Annotated in this window: 25 protein-coding genes; 14 read left to right on the top strand and 11 right to left on the bottom strand. The window is 44.1% G+C overall.

Annotation, left to right across the window (positions count from 1 at the left end):
- Positions 1-4 precede the first annotated feature (4 nt).
- On the top strand, positions 5-601 hold the full coding sequence (locus tag GL182_RS20545; RefSeq protein ID WP_163381675.1) for an IMPACT family protein: 597 nt from the start codon (positions 5-7) through the stop codon (positions 599-601).
- Here GL182_RS20545 and GL182_RS20540 read toward each other — a convergent pair.
- Positions 594-1,196, bottom strand: a complete 603-nt coding sequence (locus GL182_RS20540; RefSeq protein WP_163381674.1) for a 3'-5' exonuclease — start codon at positions 1,194-1,196, stop codon at positions 594-596. The two genes, GL182_RS20545 and GL182_RS20540, sit on opposite strands and share 8 nt — an antisense overlap.
- Positions 1,193-2,677 carry a Na+/H+ antiporter NhaC gene (nhaC, locus tag GL182_RS20535; RefSeq protein WP_163381673.1) on the bottom strand — a complete coding sequence of 495 codons (1,485 nt, stop codon included), beginning with the start codon at positions 2,675-2,677 and terminating at the stop codon, positions 1,193-1,195. The genes GL182_RS20540 and nhaC overlap by 4 nt, the downstream gene beginning before the upstream one ends.
- Positions 2,678-2,874: 197 nt before the next feature.
- Between nhaC and GL182_RS20530 the strand changes: the two genes are divergently transcribed.
- On the top strand, positions 2,875-3,354 hold the full coding sequence (locus GL182_RS20530) for a DUF962 domain-containing protein (protein ID WP_163381765.1): 480 nt from the start codon (positions 2,875-2,877) through the stop codon (positions 3,352-3,354).
- Between the two features lie 112 nt (positions 3,355-3,466).
- Positions 3,467-5,482, top strand: a complete 2,016-nt coding sequence (locus GL182_RS20525; RefSeq protein WP_163381672.1) for a cation:proton antiporter — start codon at positions 3,467-3,469, stop codon at positions 5,480-5,482.
- Positions 5,483-5,704: 222 nt separating this feature from the next.
- Here the strand turns inward: GL182_RS20525 and queA are convergent, their stop codons facing one another.
- A complete protein-coding gene (gene queA / locus GL182_RS20520; protein WP_163381671.1) occupies positions 5,705-6,754 on the bottom strand; it encodes a tRNA preQ1(34) S-adenosylmethionine ribosyltransferase-isomerase QueA in 1,050 nt (349 codons plus the stop codon).
- A gap of 114 nt (positions 6,755-6,868) precedes the next feature.
- Between queA and GL182_RS20515 the strand changes: the two genes are divergently transcribed.
- Entirely contained in the window at positions 6,869-8,116 is a 1,248-nt protein-coding gene (locus tag GL182_RS20515) for an ABC transporter permease (protein ID WP_163381670.1), read from the top strand.
- A 30-nt stretch (positions 8,117-8,146) separates the two neighbouring features.
- Here the strand turns inward: GL182_RS20515 and recA are convergent, their stop codons facing one another.
- Positions 8,147-9,208 carry a recombinase RecA gene (gene recA / locus GL182_RS20510; protein ID WP_163381669.1) on the bottom strand — a complete coding sequence of 354 codons (1,062 nt, stop codon included), beginning with the start codon at positions 9,206-9,208 and terminating at the stop codon, positions 8,147-8,149.
- Positions 9,209-9,381: 173 nt separating this feature from the next.
- On the opposite strand from recA, the gene GL182_RS20505 reads away from it, so the two are divergent.
- From GL182_RS20505 to GL182_RS20495, 3 genes are all read left to right on the top strand, one after another.
- Positions 9,382-10,191 (top strand): DUF3108 domain-containing protein, encoded by an 810-nt coding sequence (locus GL182_RS20505; RefSeq protein WP_163381668.1) that lies wholly within the window; start codon positions 9,382-9,384, stop codon positions 10,189-10,191.
- 142 nt (positions 10,192-10,333) lie between these two features.
- A complete protein-coding gene (locus tag GL182_RS20500) occupies positions 10,334-11,023 on the top strand; it encodes a response regulator transcription factor (RefSeq protein ID WP_163381667.1) in 690 nt (229 codons plus the stop codon).
- Positions 11,024-11,026: 3 nt separating this feature from the next.
- Positions 11,027-12,091: a sensor histidine kinase gene (locus GL182_RS20495; RefSeq protein ID WP_163381666.1), complete on the top strand. Its 1,065-nt coding sequence runs from the start codon at positions 11,027-11,029 to the stop codon at positions 12,089-12,091.
- Between the two features lie 795 nt (positions 12,092-12,886).
- On the opposite strand, the gene GL182_RS20490 is transcribed toward GL182_RS20495, so the two are convergent.
- Both GL182_RS20490 and GL182_RS20485 read right to left on the bottom strand, forming a co-directional pair.
- Positions 12,887-13,210: a nucleotidyltransferase domain-containing protein gene (locus tag GL182_RS20490; protein ID WP_163381665.1), complete on the bottom strand. Its 324-nt coding sequence runs from the start codon at positions 13,208-13,210 to the stop codon at positions 12,887-12,889.
- Positions 13,207-13,626, bottom strand: coding sequence for a nucleotidyltransferase substrate binding protein (locus GL182_RS20485; RefSeq protein ID WP_163381664.1), 420 nt, complete (start codon positions 13,624-13,626; stop codon positions 13,207-13,209). Before GL182_RS20485 ends, GL182_RS20490 begins: the two co-directional genes overlap by 4 nt.
- A gap of 321 nt (positions 13,627-13,947) precedes the next feature.
- Between GL182_RS20485 and GL182_RS20480 the strand changes: the two genes are divergently transcribed.
- Positions 13,948-14,661 (top strand): RluA family pseudouridine synthase, encoded by a 714-nt coding sequence (locus tag GL182_RS20480; RefSeq protein WP_163381663.1) that lies wholly within the window; start codon positions 13,948-13,950, stop codon positions 14,659-14,661.
- 144 nt (positions 14,662-14,805) lie between these two features.
- Here GL182_RS20480 and GL182_RS20475 read toward each other — a convergent pair whose 3' ends face one another.
- Complete coding sequence (locus GL182_RS20475; protein ID WP_163381662.1) at positions 14,806-15,999, bottom strand: DUF4221 family protein; 1,194 nt, start codon at positions 15,997-15,999, stop codon at positions 14,806-14,808.
- A gap of 874 nt (positions 16,000-16,873) precedes the next feature.
- Between GL182_RS20475 and rplM the strand changes: the two genes are divergently transcribed.
- The 4 genes from rplM (at position 16,874) to tsf (ending at position 19,467) form a co-directional block, all read left to right on the top strand.
- Positions 16,874-17,317 (top strand): 50S ribosomal protein L13, encoded by a 444-nt coding sequence (gene rplM / locus GL182_RS20470; RefSeq protein WP_163381661.1) that lies wholly within the window; start codon positions 16,874-16,876, stop codon positions 17,315-17,317.
- Positions 17,318-17,330: 13 nt separating this feature from the next.
- Complete coding sequence (gene rpsI, locus GL182_RS20465) at positions 17,331-17,717, top strand: 30S ribosomal protein S9 (RefSeq protein ID WP_163381660.1); 387 nt, start codon at positions 17,331-17,333, stop codon at positions 17,715-17,717.
- Positions 17,718-17,763: 46 nt separating this feature from the next.
- Positions 17,764-18,525 carry a 30S ribosomal protein S2 gene (gene rpsB / locus GL182_RS20460; protein WP_163381659.1) on the top strand — a complete coding sequence of 254 codons (762 nt, stop codon included), beginning with the start codon at positions 17,764-17,766 and terminating at the stop codon, positions 18,523-18,525.
- 111 nt (positions 18,526-18,636) lie between these two features.
- Positions 18,637-19,467, top strand: a complete 831-nt coding sequence (tsf, locus tag GL182_RS20455) for a translation elongation factor Ts (protein WP_163381658.1) — start codon at positions 18,637-18,639, stop codon at positions 19,465-19,467.
- 638 nt (positions 19,468-20,105) lie between these two features.
- Here the strand turns inward: tsf and GL182_RS20450 are convergent.
- From GL182_RS20450 to GL182_RS20435, 4 genes are all read right to left on the bottom strand, one after another.
- Positions 20,106-20,522: an NUDIX domain-containing protein gene (locus GL182_RS20450; protein ID WP_163381657.1), complete on the bottom strand. Its 417-nt coding sequence runs from the start codon at positions 20,520-20,522 to the stop codon at positions 20,106-20,108.
- Between the two features lie 165 nt (positions 20,523-20,687).
- Entirely contained in the window at positions 20,688-21,185 is a 498-nt protein-coding gene (locus GL182_RS20445; RefSeq protein WP_163381656.1) for a hypothetical protein, read from the bottom strand.
- A gap of 102 nt (positions 21,186-21,287) precedes the next feature.
- The gene (locus tag GL182_RS20440; RefSeq protein WP_163381655.1) at positions 21,288-22,136 is read right to left on the bottom strand and encodes a lysylphosphatidylglycerol synthase transmembrane domain-containing protein; all 849 of its coding nucleotides are present in this window, start codon (positions 22,134-22,136) and stop codon (positions 21,288-21,290) included.
- A complete protein-coding gene (locus GL182_RS20435; RefSeq protein ID WP_163381654.1) occupies positions 22,117-23,070 on the bottom strand; it encodes a glycosyltransferase family 2 protein in 954 nt (317 codons plus the stop codon). Before GL182_RS20435 ends, GL182_RS20440 begins: the two co-directional genes overlap by 20 nt.
- A 194-nt stretch (positions 23,071-23,264) precedes the next feature.
- Here GL182_RS20435 and GL182_RS20430 point away from each other — a divergent pair, with 194 nt between their 5' ends.
- Together GL182_RS20430 and GL182_RS20425 are read left to right on the top strand one after the other, a co-directional pair.
- Positions 23,265-24,359 (top strand): Gfo/Idh/MocA family protein, encoded by a 1,095-nt coding sequence (locus GL182_RS20430; RefSeq protein ID WP_163381653.1) that lies wholly within the window; start codon positions 23,265-23,267, stop codon positions 24,357-24,359.
- Positions 24,360-24,437: 78 nt separating this feature from the next.
- Complete coding sequence (locus GL182_RS20425; protein ID WP_163381652.1) at positions 24,438-26,102, top strand: ArnT family glycosyltransferase; 1,665 nt, start codon at positions 24,438-24,440, stop codon at positions 26,100-26,102.
- The last annotated feature ends 22 nt before the right edge of the window (positions 26,103-26,124 follow it).

Below are 26,124 nucleotides of genomic sequence, written 5' to 3'. Positions count from 1 at the left end.
CCTCATGAGCGACACCTTCCGGACCATTAAGGCAGCTTCAACAGGAATGTATAAAGAAAAGGGCAGTAAGTTCCTGTCTTTTGCCTACCCGGTTGAAAACGAGGCTGGGGTGCAGCACATCCTGGACCAGTTGAAAAAAACCTACCACGATGCCCGTCACCACTGCTATGCCTATATTTTAGGAAAAGAAATGGATATCTTCCGCACAAATGATGATGGAGAACCACACCACAGCGCCGGAGATCCTATCCTGGGACAACTTCGGTCCCATGAACTCACCGATACCCTCATCGTAGTTGTCAGGTACTTTGGAGGCACCAAACTGGGAGTAGGCGGTCTCGTTCAGGCATACAAAACCGCAGCTGCTGCAGCCATTGCTTCAGGTGAAATAATCACCAAAATACTGATGACTGAACTGACCATTTCATTTGCCTACGAGGCAATGGATCAGGTGATGGGTACCATTAGCCGAAATGACCTGAAAATTACCCATCAGGCCTTTAGTAGTAGCTGTCTCATCAAATTGGAATGCCGGGCAAATATACAAGAAGAGGTGAAAACCCTGTTAGCAGCTATACCCTCGCTGAATGCCATCACATAGAAAAGATATCGTCCAGGTAACCTTGCTTGTACAGTTTCAGGAATATTTCCAGGCAGGCCCAGGCGTCCGTTGCTGCATACAGCAGCTGCTTGTCTGTCAGTGCCAACGCCTCCCAGTTGGATACCTGCTCAGATTTGGAAATGCGAATACCCAATACCATGGCACTCAGGTTCCTTACCCCCACATTCAGAAAACCAACCCGCTTCAGTTCTTCATTAAGGTCAAAAAAAGTATCGGGAGCAAACCCTGGAGAAATCTTTTTCAAGGCTTTGATATCATCCCGAACGGCTGCACCCACTTTGATAATTTGAGCGCTTTCCAGCACATTTCTGGCCTCTTTGGGAAAGCCCATCTCATTCAATCTGATCAGGTAAGCACGCTCTCTGGTAGCCAACTGCAGCAAGGCGACATCATAGCTTACCCCTCTTCTGAATGCGGGCCGGGTTTCGGTATCAAAGCCCACAAACTTTTGGGAAACCAAATCGGCCTCCATATTCCTCAGGGTTTTCTGGTCTTCAACGAGAATAATTTCTCCTTCAAAGGCACCCAATTCCATCCCATTCACCTCCTGCTTGCTGATTTTTAATGGTATCATGCCAAAACTTCTTCTTGCTTAATGGTTTCCATTTCTTCTTTGGTATAATAGTTAATCCCCCAATTCAGGTAACCAAACAAGATGGTCATAAAGGGACTGATAATATTGAAAAAACAATAAGGTGCATAAGTCAGTGTAGCCACTCCCAAAACCGATGCCTGGGTAGCTCCACAGGTATTCCAGGGAATGAGAACCGAGGTCACGGTAGCACTGTCTTCCAGTGTCCGGCTTAGGTTTTCGCCTTTTAACCCTCTTTTCCTGTAAATATCAGAATACATCCGGCCTGGCACCAGGATGGCCAGGTACTGATCGGAAGTAGTGATGTTAAAAAACACACCTGTTCCCGCTGTGGCGGCAATCAATGACCCCACAGAGTTAACTTTGCTGATTACTGCCTCAGCGATGACTTTTAACATACCACTTACTTCCATGATTCCACCAAAAACCATGGCACAAATAATCAGCCAAACGGTGTACAGCATGCCTGCCATTCCGCCTGTGACCAATAATTCATTGACTATATCATTGGATGTGACAATGGCGGTATCTCCGAAAAGCGATCCCATTACAATTTGGAAAGTTTGCAATGCCGCCCCACCTTCCCTATCGCCAGCGAGTTCTCTAATCACTTCCCCCTGAAAAATCACAGCAAATAATGCTCCCAACAGGGCCCCGGCCAGTAGCGTAGGTATGGCTGGTACTTTCTTGATGATAAGCAAAAGTACCAACACAGGTACGATAAAAAGCCAGCCATTGATGGCAAATGTATCGGAAATCACCCTGGATATCTCCTCCACCTGGCCTATGGTACCGGCTGGTTGTCCCCAAATCCCAATAATTCCAAATATGACAAGGGTAATGGAGATGGAGGGAACAGTAGTTTTGACCATGTGCCGGATATGGGTAAAAAGATCCGTACCTGCCATGGCCGGAGCCAGGTTGGTGGTATCAGACAAGGGAGACATTTTATCTCCGAAATAGGCTCCTGAAATAATGGCTCCTCCAATGATGCCTTCTCCAAATCCCAAGGCCTTCCCTATACCCAGCAAAGCCACCCCTACCGTGGCTACCGTCGTCCAACTGCTTCCCGTGGAAACGGATACCACCCCGCAAACTACACAGGCCGCCAGCAGAAAAATGGTGGGATTCAACACCTGAAGCCCATAATAAATCATGGCAGGCACGATACCACTAATCATCCAGGTACCGGCCAGTGAACCGATTAAAAGCAAAATCAATATAGAGGACATGGCTGAAGAAATGCTCTTGACAATACCATCCTGTACCCTATCCCATTTTACACCCAGTCTAAAAACGGCTATCAACCCAGCTATTCCTGATGAAATCACCAGAACCAACTGATTCGAGCCCAAAAGGCCGTCCGTACCAAAGACATTTATGTTGATGGCCAAAAGGACAATCAGGAAAATAATCGGAAATAAAGCTTCCCCTAAGGAAGGTTTTTTTGAAGGACTAGTCATTTATCAATCATGTGGCATAGAAAAGCTTAAAGTTAAAAAAAAATATGAATTTACGCTCTTCACAGACAGAACTCTTTCATTATTGGCCTAAACGAAGAACATATCCGAATAAAATTTTAAAATAAAAGACTGTTGCATGTATATCATTTTTTTTAACTAACTTAATGCAAATTATCAAACGCACAAATACCTTGATCATGAGGAGGATTGATCATCTCTTGGAGGAGTATGGGTTCAGCCACCGACACCCTACTAACAAAATCATTCACTGGGTTTGTGTCCCTGCCATTTTCTTTAGTATAGTGGGCCTGATTTACAGTATTCCAGCCGGACCCATGCTTGAATTCAATTCGATTTTGGGAGATTTTGCCAATTGGGCCACATTGATTTTATTGCTGGTTTTCTTCTACTATTATTCCCTTTCTCCACCACTGGCATTAGGGATGTTGTTGTTTTCCGCAAGCTGTCTGGCGCTCTCCAGCTTCCTGAGCTTAATTTTGCCTTTCCCTTTTTGGTTATTTTGTATACTTCTCTTTGTATTGGCCTGGATACTTCAATTTTACGGACATAAAATTGAAGGTAAGAAACCATCTTTTTTCAAAGACCTTCAATTTTTATTGATTGGACCTGCCTGGTTGATGCATTTCATTTACAAACGGTTAGGCCTTGCTTACTAACCACAGGGCTACAAAATCTATGAGTCAATATCCCCGGTCCTACAGAAACCCCTTATTTTTTTGTTATATTTTGATTAACTTGTTAACCATTGATTTTTAACATAACGATCAAATGAACCCTTTTATATTAGCAGCAGCAGAATTACCTCTCCTTTCAGATATTGTGGTCATTTTTGGATTGGCCACCCTGGTAATCCTGCTTTTTATGCGGCTGAAACTGCCCACCATTATAGGATACCTGCTTACAGGTGCCATTGCGGGACCTTATGGGCTTTCTCTGGTCGATGCTTCTACTGCAGTGGAAGTACTTTCCGAAATCGGTGTGATCCTCCTGCTTTTTGTCATAGGTATGGAATTTTCGCTGAAAAGCCTGATGGCCATCAAAAAAGCGGTTTTTATTGGAGGAAGCCTGCAGGTAACCCTCACCATAGCCGTGACAACGATTATTACGTATTTTTTTGGTTTTGATTGGAGCAAGGCGGTATTTTTTGGATTTCTGTTTGCCTTGAGTAGTACTGCCATCGTCCTCAAACTTCTACAGGAAGGAGGCCAAATCAATACCCTTTCAGGCAGGACCACCCTGGCTATTTTGATTTTTCAGGACATCATCATTGTTCCCCTGGTCTTGTTCACCCCCATGCTGGCAGGAGAATCAGACAATATCCTCCTCTCCTTATTTTATATGGCTTTAAAAGGTGGATTGGTAATCATACTGACCATCATCAGTGCCAAGTACCTGATACCCCAGCTGCTCTACCGTGTGGCCAAGTCAAAAAATGAAGAACTTTTTCTACTAAGCATTATTGTTACTTGCTTCGCAGTAGCTTATGCCACATCCTTGCTGGGGCTTTCTCTTGGATTAGGGGCATTTTTAGCAGGCTTGATCATCAGTGAATCCGAGTACAGCCACCATGCTACCGGTAAGATCCTGCCTTTCAGGGAGATTTTTCTCAGTTTCTTTTTTGTTTCAGTTGGGATGCTTTTCGACATCAGCTTTCTGGCAGACCACATCCTGATCATTCTTGCCCTGGTGATGTTGACATTTTTGGTAAAATTTCTGATTGTATCGCTTTCCGTTAAAGCCATAGGCAGCAATTTTAAAGAGTCATTTATTGTCGCATTTTCGATTTTTCAAGTGGGTGAATTCTCCTTGTTGTTGGCCAAGGAAGGATTGAAATATGAGCTATTAGACAACACCACCTACCAATATTTTCTGGCCATATCGATCATTACCATGATCATCACTCCTTTTGTCCTCAAAAAAAGGGAAAACCTTGCCTGCCGGGTTTTGAATATTCCGGTACCCAAAAATTTCAAAGCCCGGTTTGGCGATAAACTAGACTTGCCTGCCGGCGAAATAGAAACCGAACAGCTCAGTGATCACCTCATTATCATAGGATTTGGCTTGAATGGACGCAACCTGGCCAAAGCTGCCAAAAGGGCCGATATTCCCTACGCCATTATTGAAATGAATCCGGAAACAGTAAGGGTGGAAGCCGCCAAGGGAGAGCCCATCATGTATGGAGATGCGGCAAATGCCGTGGTACTCGAACACGTTAAAATCCATAAAGCCCGGGTAGCGGTTATCGCCATTTCCAATCATGAATCCACCAAGGGAATCATTATCAATATCCGGGCAGCCACACAAAATGCCTTTATTATCGTGCGTACCCGGTACGTAAACGAGATAGAAGCGATGCTGAAATTAGGAGCTGATGAAGTAATCCCTGAAGAGTTTGAAACCTCAATTGAAATTTTCACCAGGGTTCTGAACAAATACCTGGTGCCCAAGGGTGAAATTGAGGATTTCACCCATGATGTCAGGTTTCACAACTACGAAGTGTTCCGGACTTTAACCAGTGAAAATGGCAACACCATCACGCTGGATGTACCGGAAATCAACTTTGCTGGAGTAAAGGTAGAAAAAGACCATGGCTCCCTGATAGGTAAACCTATCAAGGACATCAACCTGAGAGAGCAGGTTGGTATCAACATGGTGGCCATCAAGCGGGATGGAAAGACAGAAACAGACATCACCGGGCATACGAAAATTAAGCTCGGTGATATTGTATATGTAGTGGGACGGCCTGAGGCCCTGGAGAGGTTTGAAAAAGAAGTGAGTATTTAAACTTCGATGGATATACCTGCCCCAATGGATAAATGTTATTGGGGCAGTCAGTTCTTTTTTAAGGAAAACAGATACAGAAAAAACAGGTCAGTAAATCTCCATTAAAGGGGGAGCCTGCCTTGATTTTTGTTGATCACAACATTTCCTGATGGATAATCTGGGTTAAAACCAAAAAAACCCGTAGAAAATACTTTTCTACGGGTTTTTTTGGTTTTTTTAAACTTAAATAATCAACATGGCATCACCATAACTGAAGAATTTGTAGTTTTCTTTGATACCTTCCTGATAAGCTTTCATGATCAGGTCATAGCCACCAAAAGCAGAAGCCGTCATCAATAAGGTAGACTCGGGCAGGTGAAAATTGGTGACCAGTGCGTTGGCAATTTTAAATTCATAGGGAGGAATGATAAATTTATCCGTCCATCCACTGCTGGACTTAAGCCGCCCATTGGCGGTAACCGAAGATTCTATGGTTTTCAAAGAGGTGGTTCCGACTGAAACGACCCTTTTCTTGTTGTCCAGTGCTTTATTTACCAAATCTACGGTACCCTGAGGGATATCGTAATTTTCAGAATCCATTTTATGCTTGGTAAGGTCTTCCACATCTACCTGTCGGAAGGTTCCCAGACCTATGTGAAGGGTAATAGGACATACTTCCACCCCTTTGATCTCGAGTCGCTTCAACAGGTGCTGGGTAAAATGTAAACCTGCAGTTGGAGCCGCCACGGCCCCCACATGTTGGGCAAAAATGGTCTGGTACCTTTCCCTGTCAGCATCCACTACTTCTCTTTCGATAAATTCTTTCAGAATAGGCGTCTCTCCCAGTGTATCGATGGTTTTGTAGAATTCCTCATCTGTACCGTCAAATAAAAACCGAATGGTACGCCCTCTGGAAGTGGTGTTGTCAATCACTTCTGCTACCAGGTCACTATCTCCAAAATAAAGCTTGTTGCCTACCCTGATCTTTCTGGCAGGATCCACCAATACATCCCAAAGCCGAAGTTCCTGATTCAGCTCTCTCAACAGAAATACCTCGATTTTAGCACCGGTCTTTTCCTTGTTACCATATAGCCTGGCAGGGAAGACCTTGGTGTTATTGGTGACGAATACATCACCTTCACCAAAATATTCGATGATATCTTTAAAAACCCGGTGTTCTATTTTACCTGTATCCTTGTGAACCACCATTAACCTGGATTCATCCCGGTTTTCGGGAGGATACAAGGAAATAAGCTTTTTGGGAATTTCAAATTTGAAATCTGATAACTTCATGTGTATGTATTTTGGAAATAACGAGTAAACGTAAATATCGTAAAAAATGCAAAGTTAATAAGAAAATAACCTAATTCTACCTATATTGTCAAATTGTTTTAAATCTTCTCCAATTTGATCGTATTAAGGCTACTCTGGGAAAGTTTTCGCTTTGCAATGCAGGCATTGAAATCCAATTTAACCCGCACCATTCTTTCATTGCTGGGGGTGACGGTTGGTATTTTTGCCATTATAGCGGTTTTTACACTGGTAGATTCTCTGGAAAGAAACATCAAGGATAGCTTGACTTTTTTGGGTAGCAATGTGATCCGGGTAGACAGGTTTCCTTTTTCTTCAGGTCCTCAGGAATACCCCTGGTGGAAATATTTCAGACGCCCTCCAGGAAATTATTCCGAATTCACCTTTCTGGACGAACGCCTCGGCAGTGCTTCCGGAGTAACCATCTTTGCCAACACGAGAACTACCGTAAAGGCTGGCAGCAATGCCTATGAGATGGCCAATCTGGATGGTGTGGTGCACAACCATATCGAGGTGTATGATATTCCCATACAGGAGGGCCGTTTTTTTACAGAAATGGAAATCAATGCTTCCCGAAACGTTTCCATAGTTGGAGTGAAGATAGCCAATGCCCTTTTTCCGGGTCAAAGTCCCATAGGCAAGGAATTTAAGATCAAGGGATTAAAATTCATCGTTGTCGGGGTGCTGGAAGAAGAAGGGGAAGGTTTGTTTGATACCCCCTCCAAAGACGAAGCGCTGATGGTACCCTACGGAGCCTTCAACAAACTGTTTTATGTAGGGAAAAACGGCATAGAGCCTACCATTGCCGCAAAAGGAAGGGACGATGATCCGGGATTAGTTGCCCTGGAAAATGAAATGGCCGGACTCCTAAGAGCCAAAAGAGGGCTTAAACCCACTGAAGAAAATAATTTCGCATTGAATAAATCCGAATTTATCCAGGATGCCGTCGGTTCCATTTTTTCGGTTATTTCCCTGGCTGGGTGGGTGATTGGCGGCTTTTCCATTTTGATCGGCGGATTTGGGATTGCCAACATCATGTTTGTTTCGGTCAAGGAGCGTACCGGGATCATTGGCATACAGAAATCATTGGGGGCAAAAAATTATTTTATCCTCACCCAATTCCTTTTTGAAGCCACCTTCTTAAGCCTTATCGGAGGGTTTGCAGGTTTAATGATTGTATTTGGAGCCACCTTCATTTCTCTGGGCAATCTTGAAATCATCCTTAGCTTTAAAAACATACTCCTCGGAGTGGGTCTTTCCTCTGCCATCGGCATTGCTTCTGGAATTATTCCGGCATCCATGGCTGCAAAAATGGATCCGGTAGATGCTATCCGAACGGCCTGACAGCTACCTACCGAAAGGATTCAGCATCCCTTATTCCTCATTTTTGACTTCGTTTTTTGCTTTAGCGCCCGACTTGCCCTTTTCTTTGCTTTCCTTGAGAATACCGGCCTTTTCCTTGATCTTTAATTCCAACTCATCCATCAATTCAGGATTATCCAGCAGCAGGGTTTTGACGGCATCCCTGCCCTGACCCAGTTTATTGCCCTCATAGGAAAACCAGGACCCGGCTTTTTTCACGATTTCAAATTCTACTCCCAGGTCAATGATTTCTCCGACCTTGGAGATGCCTTCTCCATACATGATGTCAAATTCCACTACTTTGAAAGGAGGAGAAACCTTGTTCTTTACTACTTTTACCTTGGTCCGGTTGCCAAGTATATTGTCAGCCCCCTCTTTTATCTGCCCGATTCTTCTGATATCCAGCCTCACCGAAGCGTAAAACTTCAGGGCATTTCCCCCGGTGGTCGTCTCAGGATTACCAAACATTACCCCTATCTTTTCACGAAGCTGATTGATAAAAATACAGGCACAGCCGGTCTTGTTGATCGCCCCTGTCAGTTTTCGCAGGGCCTGAGACATCAACCGGGCCTGAAGCCCCATTTTTGAATCCCCCATTTCACCTTCCAGTTCTCCCTTCGGTACCAGGGCGGCCACAGAGTCAATCACAATGATATCAATGGCTCCTGAGCGGATCAGGTGCTCGGTAATCTCCAGTGCCTGCTCCCCACTGTCCGGCTGGGAAATCAATAAATTCTCTATGTCAATGCCCAGTTTTTCTGCGTAAGACTTATCAAAGGCATGCTCCGCATCAATAAAGGCGGCCAGTCCTCCGGCTTTTTGCGCTTCAGCGATGCAATGCATGGAAAGGGTCGTTTTACCGGATGACTCCGGCCCGTATATTTCTATGACCCTTCCTCGGGGCACTCCACCTATTCCAAGAGCCATATCCAGACCCAGGGAACCGGTGGAAATGGCAGGCACGTCCAGTACCACATTGTCGCTCAATTTCATTACGGTACCTTTGCCGTAGGTTTTTTCCAGTTTATCCAGCGTGAGCTGAAGGGCTTTTAGTTTTTCAGTATTTGCACTCATGGTATATATTCAAATCGTTCAATTGATAATGTGAAAGTAAACATTAGCCAGTTCAATACCAACTGTGGATAACCATTGTTTTTGTATTTCGTTAGACTACATTTGGATAACTAAACGCTGACTGTTGATACTCAAAATGGTATGGACTTTGAAGATAGCCTACTAAAAAACACATGAACCTGTACCTACAATCCATAATAATTGCGGTTTTAATGCTCTTGCAGGCACCTGAGAAGGAAAGCCCTTCCCTGAGAAAAAACCAGGCTTTTACCAAAGGAGAGGAACTCACTTTCAATGTCAGCTATTTCTTTCTCAATGCCGCTGAAGCCAAAATGGTAATCTCTGATCAGGTCCATCAAATCGATGGCCGCCCGGCCTACAAAATAGATGTTTTCGGACGTACCCTAAGCATTTTCAAGTTGTTTTATGTCAAGGACAATTGGGGAAGTTATATAGATACCGCCCAGATTGTTCCTTTTCGGGCCTACAGGCACATTGAAGAGGGTAACTACCGTAAGCATGAAGTAATTGACTTTGACCATCAAAAGCAGTCAGCCGAAGTCAAATTGTTTGACAGGGAAAATGAAAACCTGACCAAGGTGGAAAACTTCGATATTCCTAAAAATGTACAGGATATCGTAAGTGGGTATTACCTGTTGAGAACCATGGATCTGAATGGGCTGAAAAAAGGAGATGAACTGGCCATCAAAGGTTTTTTTGATAAAAAAAATTATAACTTAAAATTAACATACGAGGGAATGGATGATGTTTCTACAGAAATCGGGGATTTCAAAACCCATGTTTTCAGTCCCACCCTTCCCAGCAACAAATTATTCAGGGGCAAAAAACCGGTAAAAATATGGATTACCGCAGATGCCAATCGCATCCCTGTGAAAATCAAAGCCAGCATGATGGTGGGCTCCATCAACATGGATATCGTATCGGCTAAGGGGCTGCTTAATAATAGCTTGACGCAAAATTAATACTAGGGTAATACCTGGCGTTTTTTAACAAAATCTTCTTTGGTTTCAGCCCAAAACTTTTCCTGAATTAAGCCTGTTTTTTTTTATTATCCCTACCTTTGGTTTGTAATTTAAATTACTATTGTCTTTAGGTAACAAAGCAATGAGTGAAAAACAGAAATTAAAGGTTTTGGTAGTAGATGATGAAGAAGACATCATCGAAATATTAACTTACAACCTGGAAAAAGAAGGCTACGAGGTGAGCACCGCTAATAACGGGGTCAAAGCTGTGAAAAACGCCATCACCTTTAAACCTGATGTCATTTTATTGGATATCATGATGCCCAACCAGGACGGTGTAGAAACCTGCCGGCAACTCCGGGAAATACCTGAACTGAAAAACACCTTTATTATCTTTCTAACCGCCCGGTCCGAGGAATATTCAGAAGTGGCCGCATTCGATGTAGGTGCCGACGACTATATCCACAAACCCATCAAACCCAGGGCGCTGATAAGCCGGATAGGTGCCCTGTTTCGCAGGGAAACCAAAAAGGAAACAGATTCCAACCAGGTGGCTGTCAGGGACCTGATCATTGACCGGAGCAGTTATACCATCAACAAGGATGGTAAAGTAATAATCTTGCCCAAAAAGGAATTTGAGTTGCTTTATTTTCTGGCCAAAAACCCAAATAAGGTTTTCAGCAGAGATGAATTGCTGAAAAACATTTGGGGGGCGGATGTATTTGTGCTGGCCAGAACCGTGGATGTACATATCCGGAAGGTGAGAGAAAAAATAGGTGATGATTACATATTTACGGTCAAAGGGGTAGGCTATAAATTTAATTTGCATTGATCCATGGTTAGTACCTCCAGGGGAATCGCTTTTATATTGTCTACATCGATTGCGGTATTATTGGTTGCCTTTTTGTCCCTTATTGAAGGTACCGGAGGTCTGGTCTTACTGGCCACTGCGGCCCTTTCCTTTTCCATCAGCTACCTGTTGATCCACCTTAGTCTGGAGTTTCTGGTGTTTAAGGAGATCAGCAATATCTACAATGTCCTGGAAAAAATTCAGAAGAAGGATGTTTCCATCAAGGCTACTAAAAAGATGAAAGCCTCCCTTTCTCCGCTGAAAAGCTTGCAGTCCAATATCAATGCTTATGCAGCTGCCAAAAACCGGGAGATCGAAACCCTTCAAAAAAACGAAACCTTCCGGAAGGAATTTATTGCAGACATTTCGCATGAGTTGAAAACCCCCATCTTCGCTGCGCAGGGCTATATCCATACCCTTTTAGACGGTGCGGTGGAAGACCATACGGTACGGGATAAATTTTTGAAGCGGGCAGCCAAAAGTCTGAACAACCTGGATAACCTGGTTCAGGACCTGATCACCATCAACCAGATAGAAAGTGGCTTTATCCGCTTTCATCCGGTAATTTTTGATGTAAAGAATTCCATTCTGGAAGTCATCGAACAGCTGGAAGGAAAGGCCCAAAAGCGGGGTATCAAAATAGATTTCCAGTACGAAGCGGACAGTACGTATATTACCTTCGCCGACAGGGATAAAATCTACCGGGTACTACAAAATCTGGTGTCCAATGCCATCAAATACAACAAGGAAGAAGGCAAAGTAACCATACAATTGAGCCATAATAAAAACCACCTGAGTATCGAAATCAAGGACCAGGGACCAGGCATCCATCCAGAGGATTTGAAACGCATCTTTGAGCGGTTTTACCGGGTAGAAAAAAGCCGTTCCAGGGAAAAGGGCGGCACCGGTCTGGGCCTGGCCATTGTCAAACATATCCTGGAAGGGCACAAAAGTAAAATTTCGGTTAGTTCCATTGTAGGAAAAGGTTCGGTTTTTAGCTTTGACCTGCCGATAGGGAATAAAGAAGTATCTCTGGGAAAGAAAGCGTAAATCGGGAGTAAGTTTGAATAAAACAGGAGCCTGTTGATTTGCGCTATTCAATAAAGACCTGAGATTGGGTTATGAGTGTCAAAAAACCGATTAAATCGTCAATGGCAACTCTTTTAGGTCGGTTTAGGAGCTGGTAAAGGGTGTGGCAGCCTCGTCCGGCTAGAGATCCCCACGGCTTTCACCGCTCCAAACCCTCTCTAAGTCTACCGAAGACATATTTATTAAATCACTGAATTTCAACATATTAAAAACACTCATTATCATCAAACTTCTTAGTTTTGAAAAATTTTAAGTCTATTGGTGACGTCAATAAATCCACTTTTTAAAAAAGTAGTGCCTATAACAAATGAAGATTTATATTTAAATTCGCAAAGAGCGCAGGTCCGACAAAAAACCGGGGTGCGCAGGAGGCTTGTGGGAGGAAGGATTTTTTTGTCTTGATTTTTTGGTACTTTTTCATCAAAGCCTGTCCCGAGCAGCGCAGCGAATCGGGAGAAAAAGTACAGAGAATTAAAGGATGAATAGGTGATTTTATGCCATAATCATGATACAACGAATAACTCTATATTCCCATATATTGTAAAAAACCATCGTCTTCCTGATTTCTGCGTTTAAAAAATGTCAGGTTTCACAGTGATGGTAGAGCCCAGCATCAGGTAAGAATTCAAAAGAAGTAACAACTAACGAATTGATATATGGGACGTTACCGAAAAAATCCCCCTCTCCCCCTTAAAAAGGGGGATTTGCCTATTTACTCAGGTTAAAGGGCTTTTGTAGCATCTCGTCCTTCTACAACTACTCCTTTTCATAAAACAGCTTGCCTACCCGATCAATATGATTCAGCAAATCGGCATTTTTAATTTTATGCCGAATGGATATATCAATTTGGTAGGGAAGCAACAATTCATCCAGTTCGGTATGAATTTGGTTAAGCATGGTTAGTGTGAGTAGCCTGCCTTCCAGCGTCAGGTCAATGTCAGAACCCTTCCGAAAATTTCCTTTGGCACGGGAACCGTAAAGAATGGCCTTTTCGATCTCTGGGTACCGGGCAAATACCGATTGTATGCTCTCAATGGACTTCGCAGACAAGCCTGTATCGGAAATGCTTAGCGTAATCATAGTTTTTCTAAATCTATTTTTCCCATTTTGGCCATGAAATCAGCAAAGCCTTTGAAATACTGTGCTGTGATTTTCTGGGCTATCTCAGCAGCAATCTCCTCATTATAGGTATGACTGCTCATGTTTCGGCTTTTTATCATATCCATCCAAATCTCCCCATCCTCAATTAACCCGTTTTTAAAAGCTTCCCGGGTGGCATCTCTCGATCCACGGATTTCGGGATTCCCCTGGTAGAAAAAGAAATCTTTCATCACTAGCCAGGCAAGCTCGTGGGTGTATTCAAAGGATTGTATGAGGCCTTGTTTTTCTAATTGGCTCAATTCCCGCGTATTGGCAAGTCGTACCGCCGCTTCAAGCTGTTTTAATGCTTTTCTGAAATTTGAAAACCGTTGTTTCCAGCGTACGTCATTTTCCATGGTAGCAATTCACTAATAGCAATTTAATGGACCTCAGATTTTTTTTGTAGCCCTTCCAAAGCACCTAAAGGTTATTGTTACATGGGACAATAACTCAACCCGGAATTGAAGCAGGTAAATTAATCATTTCGGATGGGGAAACAAACGGCAGCCATGCCTTTTCCCTGGTTTTTATCGGAATATTACATTGTTATACCTTATCCTTTTGGCAGTCAATTGCCCTTTTCGCATCAGAAAACCAACTAAAATCCTGACCCTTTCTCCCCTTTTGATTTTTTTATACCCGCTAATTTCGGAACTTCGGGCCGAAATAAGGGAGGCATGAAAAAAATAGACTTTACATCACTGATACTGCTGGAGACAGAGGACTATATCATCGTCAACAAACCACCTTACTTCGCCACCCTGGAAGACCGGCATGAGGCGCAAAACATGCTTGCCCTGGGGAAGGAGTATTGGGAGGACTTGCAGGTCTGCCACCGGCTGGATAAGGAAACCTCCGGCTGCCTGGTCTTTGCCAAAAACCCCGAAGCTTACCGGCATATTGCGTTGCAATTCGAAAACCGAACCGTAGAGAAAGTATACCATGCCGTAGCCGAGGGCATTCACGATTTCGATGGAGTGCTGGTAGACCGCAACCTGACGGCCAGCAGCAAGGGGATTGCCCGCATTGCGGCACAGGGAAAACCGGCGCAAACCCTTTTCAAAACCCTGAAAACCTATTTTTCGCACAGCCTGATCGCCTGCAAGCCCATCACCGGCCGGCTGCATCAGATCCGGGTACACCTGGCTTATCTGGGTGCTCCCATTTGCGGGGATACGCTGTATGGAGGTAAACCGCTGTACCTGTCCCAGCTCAAGCGGAAGTTTAACCTGAAAAAAGACACCGAGGAACGGCCGATCATGCAGCGGGTGTCCCTGCATGCGCAGTCCATCAGCTTTCAAGATCTGGACGGTGAGCCCATCACCGCAGAAACCCCCTATCCCAAGGATTTTGCGGTGTTGATCAAGCAATTGGAAAAGACGAGTAAGTAGCAGAAGAATTGCATGTGACCAACAAAATAAAGTTATCTTTCTTTTTGTCAGCCCGCTCCTAATTTTAGCATTGGGTGTTCCTACAGCCTGAATGAAAAAACGAAACTACTACGAAAATCAATACAAAGTACCTGCTAGCCATTTTCATTTCTCCAAATCAAATTGTACGACCTTATACCTCAATTGACTTTCATCAAAATCCGGATGAAATTCATTATTTATCGAGACATACAATCCTTCCTCTCCTACAAAATGATTGGCATGTCCGTATACCTCATAAGAATCAAAAAGGTGATGCCCAAGGACATTCAGTTCCTTATCAAATACCGTGATCCCCGTATAGGGTCTGGACCAGTTAAGGTTGCTGAGGTCCTCAACAGATAATTCCTCTCCCGGCTCGAACCCAGGGAAGAAAAACCTGTAAAAAACATCCCGGTAGGGGTCAAATAGCAAGGTACCGTATCGATCGTGGATTAAACGGGACATATCCGCTTCTGCAGCACTGGAAGGAAGGGAATTAATAACCTGAAAGCTGCTGATTCCCGGAGAGGGGACCGGTTTCCGAATGACTATTTCTCCTGAATGCATATCAAAAACCTGAATTTCATCGTGGTAGATGGGTGCCAGATATAGTTTATCTTCCCGTTTCGCCCAGGAAAAGTCTGCCCTTCGTTTCCCTTTTTGCCAATAATCCGAAGGATAATAAACCTCGTACCACCGCAAGGAATCGGCATCCATATCATAACTGTATATCAGGGGGTGGTCAAAGATCGCTTCAGCATTCATTTTGTGGTGATCCGTAAAATGGGGCTGGGTGCCAAAAATCAAGTTCTGATGCTGAAAAAGAGGCCTTTTTTGATTCGCCTCCAGCAGAGGAATATTCAGGCGTTCGTCTTTAATTTCCTTTTTGAACAAAAGCTTACCATTGAAATTCATCAGGCCTATTGCCGGGGGAGAAAAGGTAAACCAGATGGAATCTTTGGCAAGAAGCGTCCCACCCGTGGGGCCGCGTAGATTATCAGGCCCTTCCATGGGTACATGGATTTCATGGAGCAGCCTACCTTCCGGAAACTCAAAAAATTGAAGGCTCTTTTTGATGCCATTAAAAAGGAACAATACGTTCGCAGAATCTGATTCCACCAATTGAATAGTTCCTGGGTTGGTAAAAACCGAATCCGATATATCCATGGTAAGTACCTCTGACCGGCTTATCCGAATATTGCTGGTATCTGTTTTACAGCTTGGAAAAAAAATCAAGAAGAGCATGGCACTTACCAAGCCGTGAAAGCTTTGCCAATTCAATTCTATTTCCCATTTTTTTTGGTTGTTCCAATGCATAAAAAATAATATGGGGAAAATAATACAAAAGAAAAATAGATTTCTATTATTTTTATTGTCTTAGTTAAACTAGGACTAATGGGTTTGCTGATTAAAACAAAAAGGGTTAACCCTCTCTGGGAGAAGTAAAAAACTTCACCCTCCTATCCATTTTGGTATGCCAATGAGGCATATGAAATTACGGTTTTACTTTACTTAATAATTAGACCTGTCAGGTTTTGAAACCCTGACAGGTCTTTGCGCTGGCCTAGCTGGGTTTCTGGTTTACCTAACGGATAAAGTATTTCCTAATTCTAAATTGGATATCATCCGAGATGCCTAAATACAAAGCTTGGATTTACAGTGGGGAATTAATCATAACATCCAATGTTCTTTTACCTGCACTTCCCATCTTTAGTGAATCGCCCAGGAAACTATTAAGCGGGTGGGCCGGCACAAAACCGGGGGTGCGGCAGGCTGCGGGCAGAAGGATTTTTGTGCCTTGATCTTTTGGTACTTTTGGATCAAGCCAAAAGTACATATGGAATTGCGGTACTATAAAAATTAAACCTTCAGTCCTAGGATAAAGATAGCCAGAGTGGGGAGCAATTTGTCATAAGGATCAAAATGGCAGTGGTATTGTCGAAAAACCGTTTCAGTGATTGCCCGCCTACCAGATAATACCAGTAGTAACGAGGACCATGTTCCTTTTAGGCATTGAGGCCTGCCAAGTCTCTGAAATCACAATTGGAGCCCATCCTGAAAGCGTATTCTTGTGAAAATAAGGCAGTAAACTTTAGATTTCTTTGCAATTAATGGAATTTACTTCTATCTTTGTGTCCCTTTTTGAGGGTGAAATGTATTTAACAAGCTAATAATTAAACATTTACACACAGTGAATACTTTAAGCTATAAGACCATATCAGCAAATGATGCCACGGTGGATAAAAATTGGGTGGTAGTGGATGCCCAATCTCAGATACTGGGTAGATTTGCAAGTGAAGTGGCGAAAATGTTGAGAGGGAAACACAAACCAAACTTTACCCCTCATGTGGATTGTGGTGACAACGTGATTGTCATCAATGCCGAAAAAATCAGGCTTACCGGAAGGAAGTGGAATGAAAAAGTATATGTACGCCATACGGGCTATCCCGGAGGTCAGCGTATTGCTACTCCCAAAATCCTGATGGAAAAAGCCCCCAGAACTTTAGTAGAAAAGGCCGTAAAAGGCATGTTGCCTAAAAGCAGGCTGGGTAGGAAAATGTACACCAACCTGTATGTTTACGCCGGCTCGGATCATCCCCACAGCGCTCAGAAACCAAAAGAAGTAAAACTTTAATGCTAGCCCGTAAATGGAAGTAATTAACAAAATCGGAAGAAGAAAAGAATCTGTAGCCAGGATTTACATCAAGGCCGGAAATGGCAACATCACGGTAAACAAAAGGGCATTGGACAAGTATTTCCCCTTTGAGTTGCACCAGATCGTGGTGAAACAACCTTTGGTATTGGTGAATGAAGACGGTGCCTATGATATCAACATCAATGTTGATGGTGGCGGCATCAGTGGTCAGGCAGAAGCGATTCGCATGGCCATATCCAGGGCCTTATGTGAAATCAACGAGGAGCACAGAACCCCCTTGAAGAAGGAAGGATTTCTTACCCGTGACTCCAGAATGGTGGAACGTAAGAAAGCTGGTCGACGAAAAGCAAGAAGAAGATTCCAGTTCTCCAAGCGATAATTTTGGAATTTATCTCCCAATCGAACTATCAAATCAATATTTATAAATGGCCAATATAGAATATAAAGACTTACTGGATGCTGGTGTTCACTTTGGACACTTAACAAGAAAGTGGGATCCTAAAATGGCGCCCTATATCTTCATGGAGAAGAATGGGATCCATATCATAGATCTAAACAAAACGCTCGTTTGCCTTGAAGAAGCATCCAACGCAATCAAGCAGATCGTACGCTCAGGCAAGAAAGTCATGTTTGTAGCGACGAAAAAACAAGCCAAGGACCTGGTAGCAGAAGAAGCCCGAAGGCTGAAGATGCCTTATGTTACTGAAAGGTGGCTGGGTGGCATGATGACCAATTTTGCTACTATCAGAAAATCCCTGAAGAAAATGTCCACCATTGACAAAATGTCAAAGGACGATGCTTACAGCAACCTGGCGAAAAAAGAGCGGTTGATGATCAGCCGTCAGAGAGATAAACTGGAAACCGTCCTGGGAGGAATTGCTGACCTAACCAGGCTACCGGCAGCCCTGTTTATTGTAGATATCAAAAGGGAGCACATTGCCCTTTCGGAAGCCAAAAAACTTGGTATTCCCGTATTTGCATTGGTAGATACCAATTCCAACCCCAACGAGGTGGATTTCCCTATCCCTGCCAATGATGATGCTTTTAAATCCATTTCATTGTTGGTGAAAGCCTTTGGTGCTGCCATCGAGGAAGGTTTGTCAGAACGCAAGAAAGACAAAGACGAAGCCAAGCTTTCTGAGGAAGAAGAAGCAAAGAAAGCAGCTGACGCTGAAACCAACGAATAATCCACATTGACATCATATATACAGAAATTGGACACTGGCTTTCGCCTGCTGTTCAATTTTTGTTTTACTGTCAATACCTAACGATATATCAACATTAAAAAAAATAAAGCAATGGCGATAACTGCACAAGAGGTAAATAAATTGAGACAAAAGACCGGTGCCGGCATGATGGATTGTAAAAAAGCCCTCACCGAAGCGGAAGGAGATTTTGAAAAAGCTATTGATATCCTTAGAAAAAAAGGCCAAAAGGTATCTGCCTCCAGGGCCGACAGAGAAACCAAAGAGGGTGTGGTCGCCACGCATGTCAGTGCAGATGGCAAGACCGGCACCCTGATCTCCCTGACCTGCGAGACCGATTTTGTGGCTAAAAATGATGAATTCAGCAGCTTTGCCAATGCCATATTAGAAGCAGCAGTTAAGGCCGATGCAGACACCATTGATGCTGTCATGGCCCTGCCCTTTGAAGGCATTACCATTGGTGAAAAAATCACCGAAATGACTGGTAAAATCGGGGAAAAAATTGAGGTTTCCCATTTGGAAAAAGTCTCTGGCGAGCTGGTGGAACCTTACATCCACTCCAATGGCAAACTGGGCGTACTCGTAGCCCTCACCAATACTGGTGGAGCAAACGTTTCTGAAGCCGCTAAAGATGTGGCCATGCAAATTGCTGCCATGAGCCCAGTAGCCGTAGACAGGGATGGGGTAGATTCCTCCGTGATCGAAAGAGAAATTGAAGTTGGCAAAGACCAGGCCCGGCAGGAAGGTAAGCCTGAAGCCATGCTGGAAAAAATTGCCATGGGCAAATTGAATAAATTCTATAAGGAAAACACCCTGTTGAGCCAGGCTTTTGTTAAAGACAATAGCCAAACCATCGCCCAATACCTAGACAGTGTAAGCAAGGGATTGACCGTATCCGATTTCAAGCGGGTATCTATCGGTTAATTGTCCTGAAAAAATAACTTGTTAAAAAAACCTGACCCGAATCGGTCAGGTTTTTTTTTGAAATTTTTCTCAGGACCATTCCTTGAGGTAGGTTCCACAATGGGAAAAACCTGGTGCAGGAGCAGGAAAGCAATTTCCCTTAAAAAAAGCTTCAGGGGATTTAATGAAGAGGATCAAAACCAGGGCATGTTTTCAAAAGAAAATCCCCCTGTCTCCCCCTTAAAAAGGGGGATTTTGTCTTGGTGCGATTTCGTATGTGCGCTCTTACCTGCTGGTTTCGGTGGATAAAGGATCTTAGAGGAATTTACAAAAACCCATTATCAAAATTCGCTGTGTGCTTTGCGCCTTCTTCGCATTCTTTGTGATTATTATTTTAATCCGTGGTCTAATGTGTACAAAAAATAGTCTGTTATAAATTTAAGATGCACGTAAAAATTAAATCCATTCACTTGCTTAAACCATAAGAGAAAGGGGGAATTCATCGGCGATTGATTTAAAATGGTGCCCTTACTTGCTGGTTTTGGGGGAGGACGATTGCTATGGTATCTGCAAAAACCCCCTACCATAATCCTTTGCGTGCTTTGTGCCTCCTTCTTGTCCTTTGTGACTATCCCTTTTTCTTTCCGCAAAAAGAACCCTTATTCAATCAATCCGGCCGTCTGAACCATTTTGAGGTGGTCAAAAGCCAGTTCTGGCAGCCCGGAAAGTGGAAACCACTCAGCCTCGCTGCTGTCTGACCCTGCTCTTGGGCTAAGCTGCTCCTTCAGGGAAAAGTAAAAGGCCACACTTACCATCCAGCCCCGGGGATCCCTGCCCTTTTCGGCAAAGACACCCAGCATTTTTCCTTCGGGCAAATCCAGGTTTGTTTCCTCTTTCAGCTCCCTCCTGCAGGCATCCAGGGGTAGTTCATATTCCTCTACAAAGCCCCCTGGCAAAGCCCATTTTTCTTCAAATGGCGGGTTTTTTCTTTTAATCAGCAAAATCCGATTTTCCAGTACATCATGGACAACAGCGTCGGTACTCAGGGCAGGTCGGGGATAGTCGTATTGGTACATTTTTATGGCGGTTGGTATGGTGGTCCTCTATTCCAAAAATCGTGCAATTTTTAGTTACTAAAAAATGGAGCCGTGGGTAATATAAAGAACCTGGGGACTGAAAGCGAACAGCAGGGAAAAAAGGCTACCCTTCCCCAAAAAGGAAAGGTAGCCTTTATCTAAGTTTTATTCTGTTTCAAAATCAATTTGAATGATATACGGTCTTGGTTCTCCTTCGGAACGCTGATCTAGATCTTCTCCTTCGGAATCAGTCGCTTCGTAAGAAAACACATCACAGCCGCTAGCATTTGACAGGGTGACTACAAAATCAAAGGTTACCGACTCGTTTTCAGTCAATACCAATTGAAATTCCGTATTGCCCTCCAGGCTTTCTTCTGCTGCCTCCATGGACTCAATAAAAGGTTGCTCATCAGAGGTTTCGTCCGCCTCCACAGTAAGTTCAACCCAATCGTTGTTATCCTGATAGAACAGCTTGAAATCTGCCAATTCGTAGTCCGAATCCTCGTCCAGCAGGTTATTTTCTTCAAGATCAGTAATCATCAAGCGCAGTGGTTCCAGGGTTTGGTCCGTACAGGGTTCCTCATCCTCATTGCAACCCACCAAATTCATCATAAGCAAGCCTGAACCCAATAAAAGCGTAATTTTTCTAAGTGTAGTAATCATTTTCTTGATTTTTTTTGGTTAACTAAAACAACTGAGCGCTCATTGTCCTCCATACGGGATAAGGTCCCGGAATGCTACAACACTACCTCGAAAAATTTCTTTTTATTCCCTGTACTTAAAAAAAATGCCACTGAGTGAAGTCATTACAGTCACTATAAAAAATAAAAGGCTAAAGGCTACCGCCACATTCTCGTTAATGCCCACATAATCGTGGGCCAGCACAAAAACCAATTCCCTTGCTCCCACCCCACCTATGGTCAGGGGCAGGACAGAGACGGTGCTGGACACCAGAAACACAAAAAGGTACGGGATATACTGCTGCCCCACCCCTAAACTCATGAGTATAAAAAAAGCACTGAAGAGTTGCAATACCTGGTTGAGAAAGGAATATCCGGTGCTGGATGGAATAGATCCCATAAATGACCTGAAAAACAACAACATGACCAGGTAAAATCCAAAAGGCAGCAACAGGAGGCCAAGCCAGCCCATCCAATAAAAAGAAAGGGGGAAGTCCAGGCGAATATTCACAAACAGCATCAGCGCAAACATCAACCATAGCAATACTGCCAGGCCGTTGCCCCGGTCCAGCAAAACACAATTGATCAGCTGCTTTACTGGTTTTTGGTGCAACTTGTTGAGCAAATACACCTTATAACCATCGCCGCCAATTCCCCCCGGCAGAAACAGGTTGTAAAACATGCCTATGGCATAGAGCTTTAGGTTCTTTGACTCCGGTATTTCCAGGCCTATGTCTTTGAAATATATATTGAGCCGTATGGCACTGAATACTTTTGAGATGATAAAAAACAACCATGCCAGGAGCAACCAGCCCATATGGGCAGATTGGATGACCCTCCAGGTGGTTTTAGTATCGATTTTATTGAAAACCAAATACAGGGCCGCTCCCGTAAGGAGAATTTTGAGTAAAAGTTTAATCCTCTTTTTTACCATTTTGATGAATGGCTTTCACAGTATAGGTTTTTTTATTTTGTGACTCAAAATAGGTCCTGACAATGATTTCGGCCACTATGCCGGTAGTGATCAACTGAATACCTCCCAGCACCAGAATGGAACCTACCAATAAAATGGGCCTTCCCCAGATGTCCTCTCCCATTAGTTTTACCACCAATAAGTAAAAATTGACCAAAACTCCCAGGGCCAGAGACAGCAACCCCAGGGTACCAAAAATATGGATGGGACGCTGAAAATACTTTTGAAAAAAAAGCATCAGGATAAGGTCGGCGATCACTTTAAAGGTGCGGCTCAGGCCATATTTGGAGGTACCATGAATCCGGGGATGGTGTTTGACATCCACTTCCGTCATCCTGGCTCCTTCTTGTTTGGCCAGCACAGGAATAAACCGGTGCAGTTCACCGTATAAACCCATGTTTTGGGCAATTTGTGCTTTGTAGATCCTCAAGCTACAGCCATAATCTGAAAGGTACACCTTGGTGGTGTGCCTGATTAGCCAGTTGGCCATTTTACTGGGCAACTTCCGAAGCACAAAACCATCCTGCCTGTTTGCCCTTCTGCCTGCCACCACGTCCCAGTCTTCCGTTTTGGCCATGTCCAGCATCATGGGGATATCACTGGGGTCGTTCTGCAGGTCCCCGTCCATGGTCACAATATATTGACCCCGGGAATGGTCTATACCCGCAGCGAGCGCCGTAGTCTGCCCGTAATTCTTATTGAAAACCAAAATGCGGGTCTTGTCATTCGCCTCGGCTCTCATTTTAGCCACCGAACTATCCGTAGACCCATCATCTACCAGAATCAATTCATAGGAAATGGATGAAAGAGAGGCGTAAATTGCCTCAAGTAAGGGGGAAATGTTGCCTTCTTCGTTAAAAATGGTAACAACTACAGAAATCTCAGGTTGGGCCATGATTCAAAATTTAGGCGAAATTACGTTTTTTTAAAAGCTGCAACAAATAGGTCAGGCAAAACCTGTCCTTCATCATTGAATTTCAAATCCTGCTCCTGACCTGTCCATTATTTGTCCTGCCATTAAAATTCCCTATATTAACTGCATAATTAAAATGATGATACCCATTTGATCAAACCAAAAAGATAAACCTGATGAACTTACAATCCCGAAGAAATGCCATCAAAACCCTGGCGCTGGGAAGCAGCCTGGCTTTGGTAAATCCTTATGAGTTGCTGGCCCGAAACAAGAAAGAAAAAATTGGCGTAGCCCTGGTAGGCCTGGGCTATTACAGCACCGACTTGCTGGCCCCTGCACTCCAGCAAACCGAACATTGCTACCTGGCTGGTATCGTTACCGGCACTCCCTCCAAAGCTGAGGCATGGAAGGAAAAGTACCAGATTCCGGAAAAAAACATCTACAACTACCAGGATTTTGACAGCATAGCAGACAATCCCGATATTGACGTGGTCTACGTGGTATTGCCCCCCTCCATGCATGCGGAGTATACCATCCGGGCTGCCGAGGCAGGAAAACATGTCTGGTGCGAAAAACCCATGGCCGTCACCAGCCGGGAATGCCAGGACATGATCAATGCCTGCAAAAAAAATAAGGTGCAATTGACCATTGGCTACCGGCTACAGCATGAGCCCAACACCCAGGAGTACCGGTCCATCATCCGGGACAATAAGTTGGGAAAAGTGGCCTATGTGGATTGTGCTGCCGGCTATACGGAGAACAGAACGGATCACTGGAAGCAGAAGAAAGAAATGGGCGGAGGGGTGATCTATGACATGGGCGTTTATTCCATACAGGGAGCCCGGATGGGTACCGATATGGAGCCCATTGCAGTGGTGTCGGCCAAAGCGATTTCTACCCGTCCGGAAATTTACAAGGATGGTTTAGCGGATGTGGTAGAAGCCAAACTGGAATTTCCAGGAGAAATTTATGCCGATATTAAAACCAGTTTTGCCGAGAACATCAATTATTTAACGGTGGAATGTGCTGAAGGAAACATTGAAATGAAACCTTACTCTGCTTATGCAGGCGTGAAAGGAGAAAGTCCCTTAGGAGAAATCAACCATCCCTACCAGGTACCCTGGCAACAGGCCAATCAGATGGACGACGACGCCCTGGCCATTCTTGAAAACAAGCCGCCACTGGTTCCGGGAGAAGAAGGTTTGCGGGATATTAAGGTGGTAGAAGCTATTTTGAAATCAGCAGAAACCGGCAAAAGGGTAAAAGTTTAAATTGATATTTACTTTTGGGAAGAAAAATCTTCCCAAAAGTTTAATTTTTTTAATTTTGGGCATCCCAATTTTTACTCCATGAAGCTACCCCAAGAATGGATCAACGGCTATCAGTTGCCCATGGCAGCCTTTCTACTGCTGATAGGTCCTTTTGCCCTGGACTTTCACCTGCATTACCCCGATGAAATGTACTATACGGATGCCGCTATTCGTATGATGCAAAACGGAGATTACCTTACCACCTATCTGGGAGATGGCATGCTGCGCTTCAAAAAACCCATACTCACCTATTGGTTTGTATGGACAGGATTCAACATCTTTGGGGTTTCTGCGCTGGGATCCCGGATACTCTTCCTGCTGGCCGGGGCAGCCATCATTCCCCTGGTCTATCAGGTTGCCCGCCTGAGTAGTACGAACAAAAACCTTCCACTATGGTCCGCCTGGATAGCAGCAACCCACCCGGTGGTCATATTTAGTAGCACCCGTTCCATTCCGGATATATTACTGGCCTTTTTCATGACTAGTGCAGCATTGGGTGTCGCAGGCATAATCCGTTATGGGAAAACAGCCCCTAAAAAATACCTCTGGCTGCTTTACCTGAGTCTGGGGCTGGCTTTTGAGGTCAAGGGACTTCCTGCCGCCGCCCTGGGATTGATAGCCCTTGGCTATTTATGGCTCAATCCCTGGAAGCCCATCCCATTAAAGAAGTTATTACACTTTCCCTCCATACTGACCGGTATAATCATTGCGCTGTTTTGGTTTGTGGCCATGTACCTCAAATTTGGTCCGGTTTATCTGGATTCATTTTTTGAAGATCAGGTCGGCATGCGGGTGGGAAGCCGGGTCTGGCTGATTGCCCGACATTTTTTATTTGCCCTGGTGTTGATGGTGATTTTATTTTTCCCCTGGTTCTTTTTTGGGATTAAAAAAGTGAAAGAAACAGCACTGGCTACCTTTCGGGAAAACCGCGCCTTCATTGGGTTTATTCTGACCTGGGTGCTGTCCATCCTACTTATGACAGCCCTGGTTTCCAAATTTTATGAAAGGTATTTGCTCCCGGTGACTCCCCTGGCAGCCATTGGCCTGGCTTGGCTATTGGTAAAAAAATGGCCGGGGACCCATCCAAAAGGATGGAAAACCTGGACCTGGATCCTTATCGGACTCAATGGCTTCATCCTCCTGGTAGCCTTATTTGCCAACATTGGACTAGGTAGTCCAGTCTGGGTCTTGATCCAATGGACTGCTGGCTTACTTATGGGTATACTGCTCGCCAGAGGGGTGCAAAAAGGAAGTCATCCACTGGCTTTGCAAGGCTTGTCCATTTTGTTGATATTCTTTAACCTCTCTCTGGTCTCCCATCCATTGTCCATCCCCCACCAGGGCCGGCAGTTCAAAACGTACCTGGAAAATCATCCCATTCCTCCAGGCAGTCCTATTGCCTTTTTGGGACATGTTCATTATGGCAGTAAGATAAGAATAGGACTGGGAGAAACGCACCATGTCAAAACTTTTGGCAGGTTGGAAGATATTCCCGATAGCTATTCGTATATCATTTGTGACCAGACAAATAAAGAAAGGCTAGCTGACCATGCCTACAGCATACAGCTTGCCAGCCTGAATTGGGATCCGAAATATGTGGATAAAATGATAGGAGCCATTCTGAGGGGAGATACTGAGGCGGAAAAATTAAAATGGGGAAAAAAATATTATTGGGCGGAAAAGGTAAACCAGCCTGTAGACTGAATCAATAATTGAGCTGGGTATA

This window comes from Cyclobacterium sp. SYSU L10401 (assembly GCF_010993705.1).
Classification (GTDB): Bacteria; Bacteroidota; Bacteroidia; order Cytophagales; family Cyclobacteriaceae; genus Cyclobacterium.
This window is presented reverse-complemented; position numbering and strand designations above follow the sequence as displayed.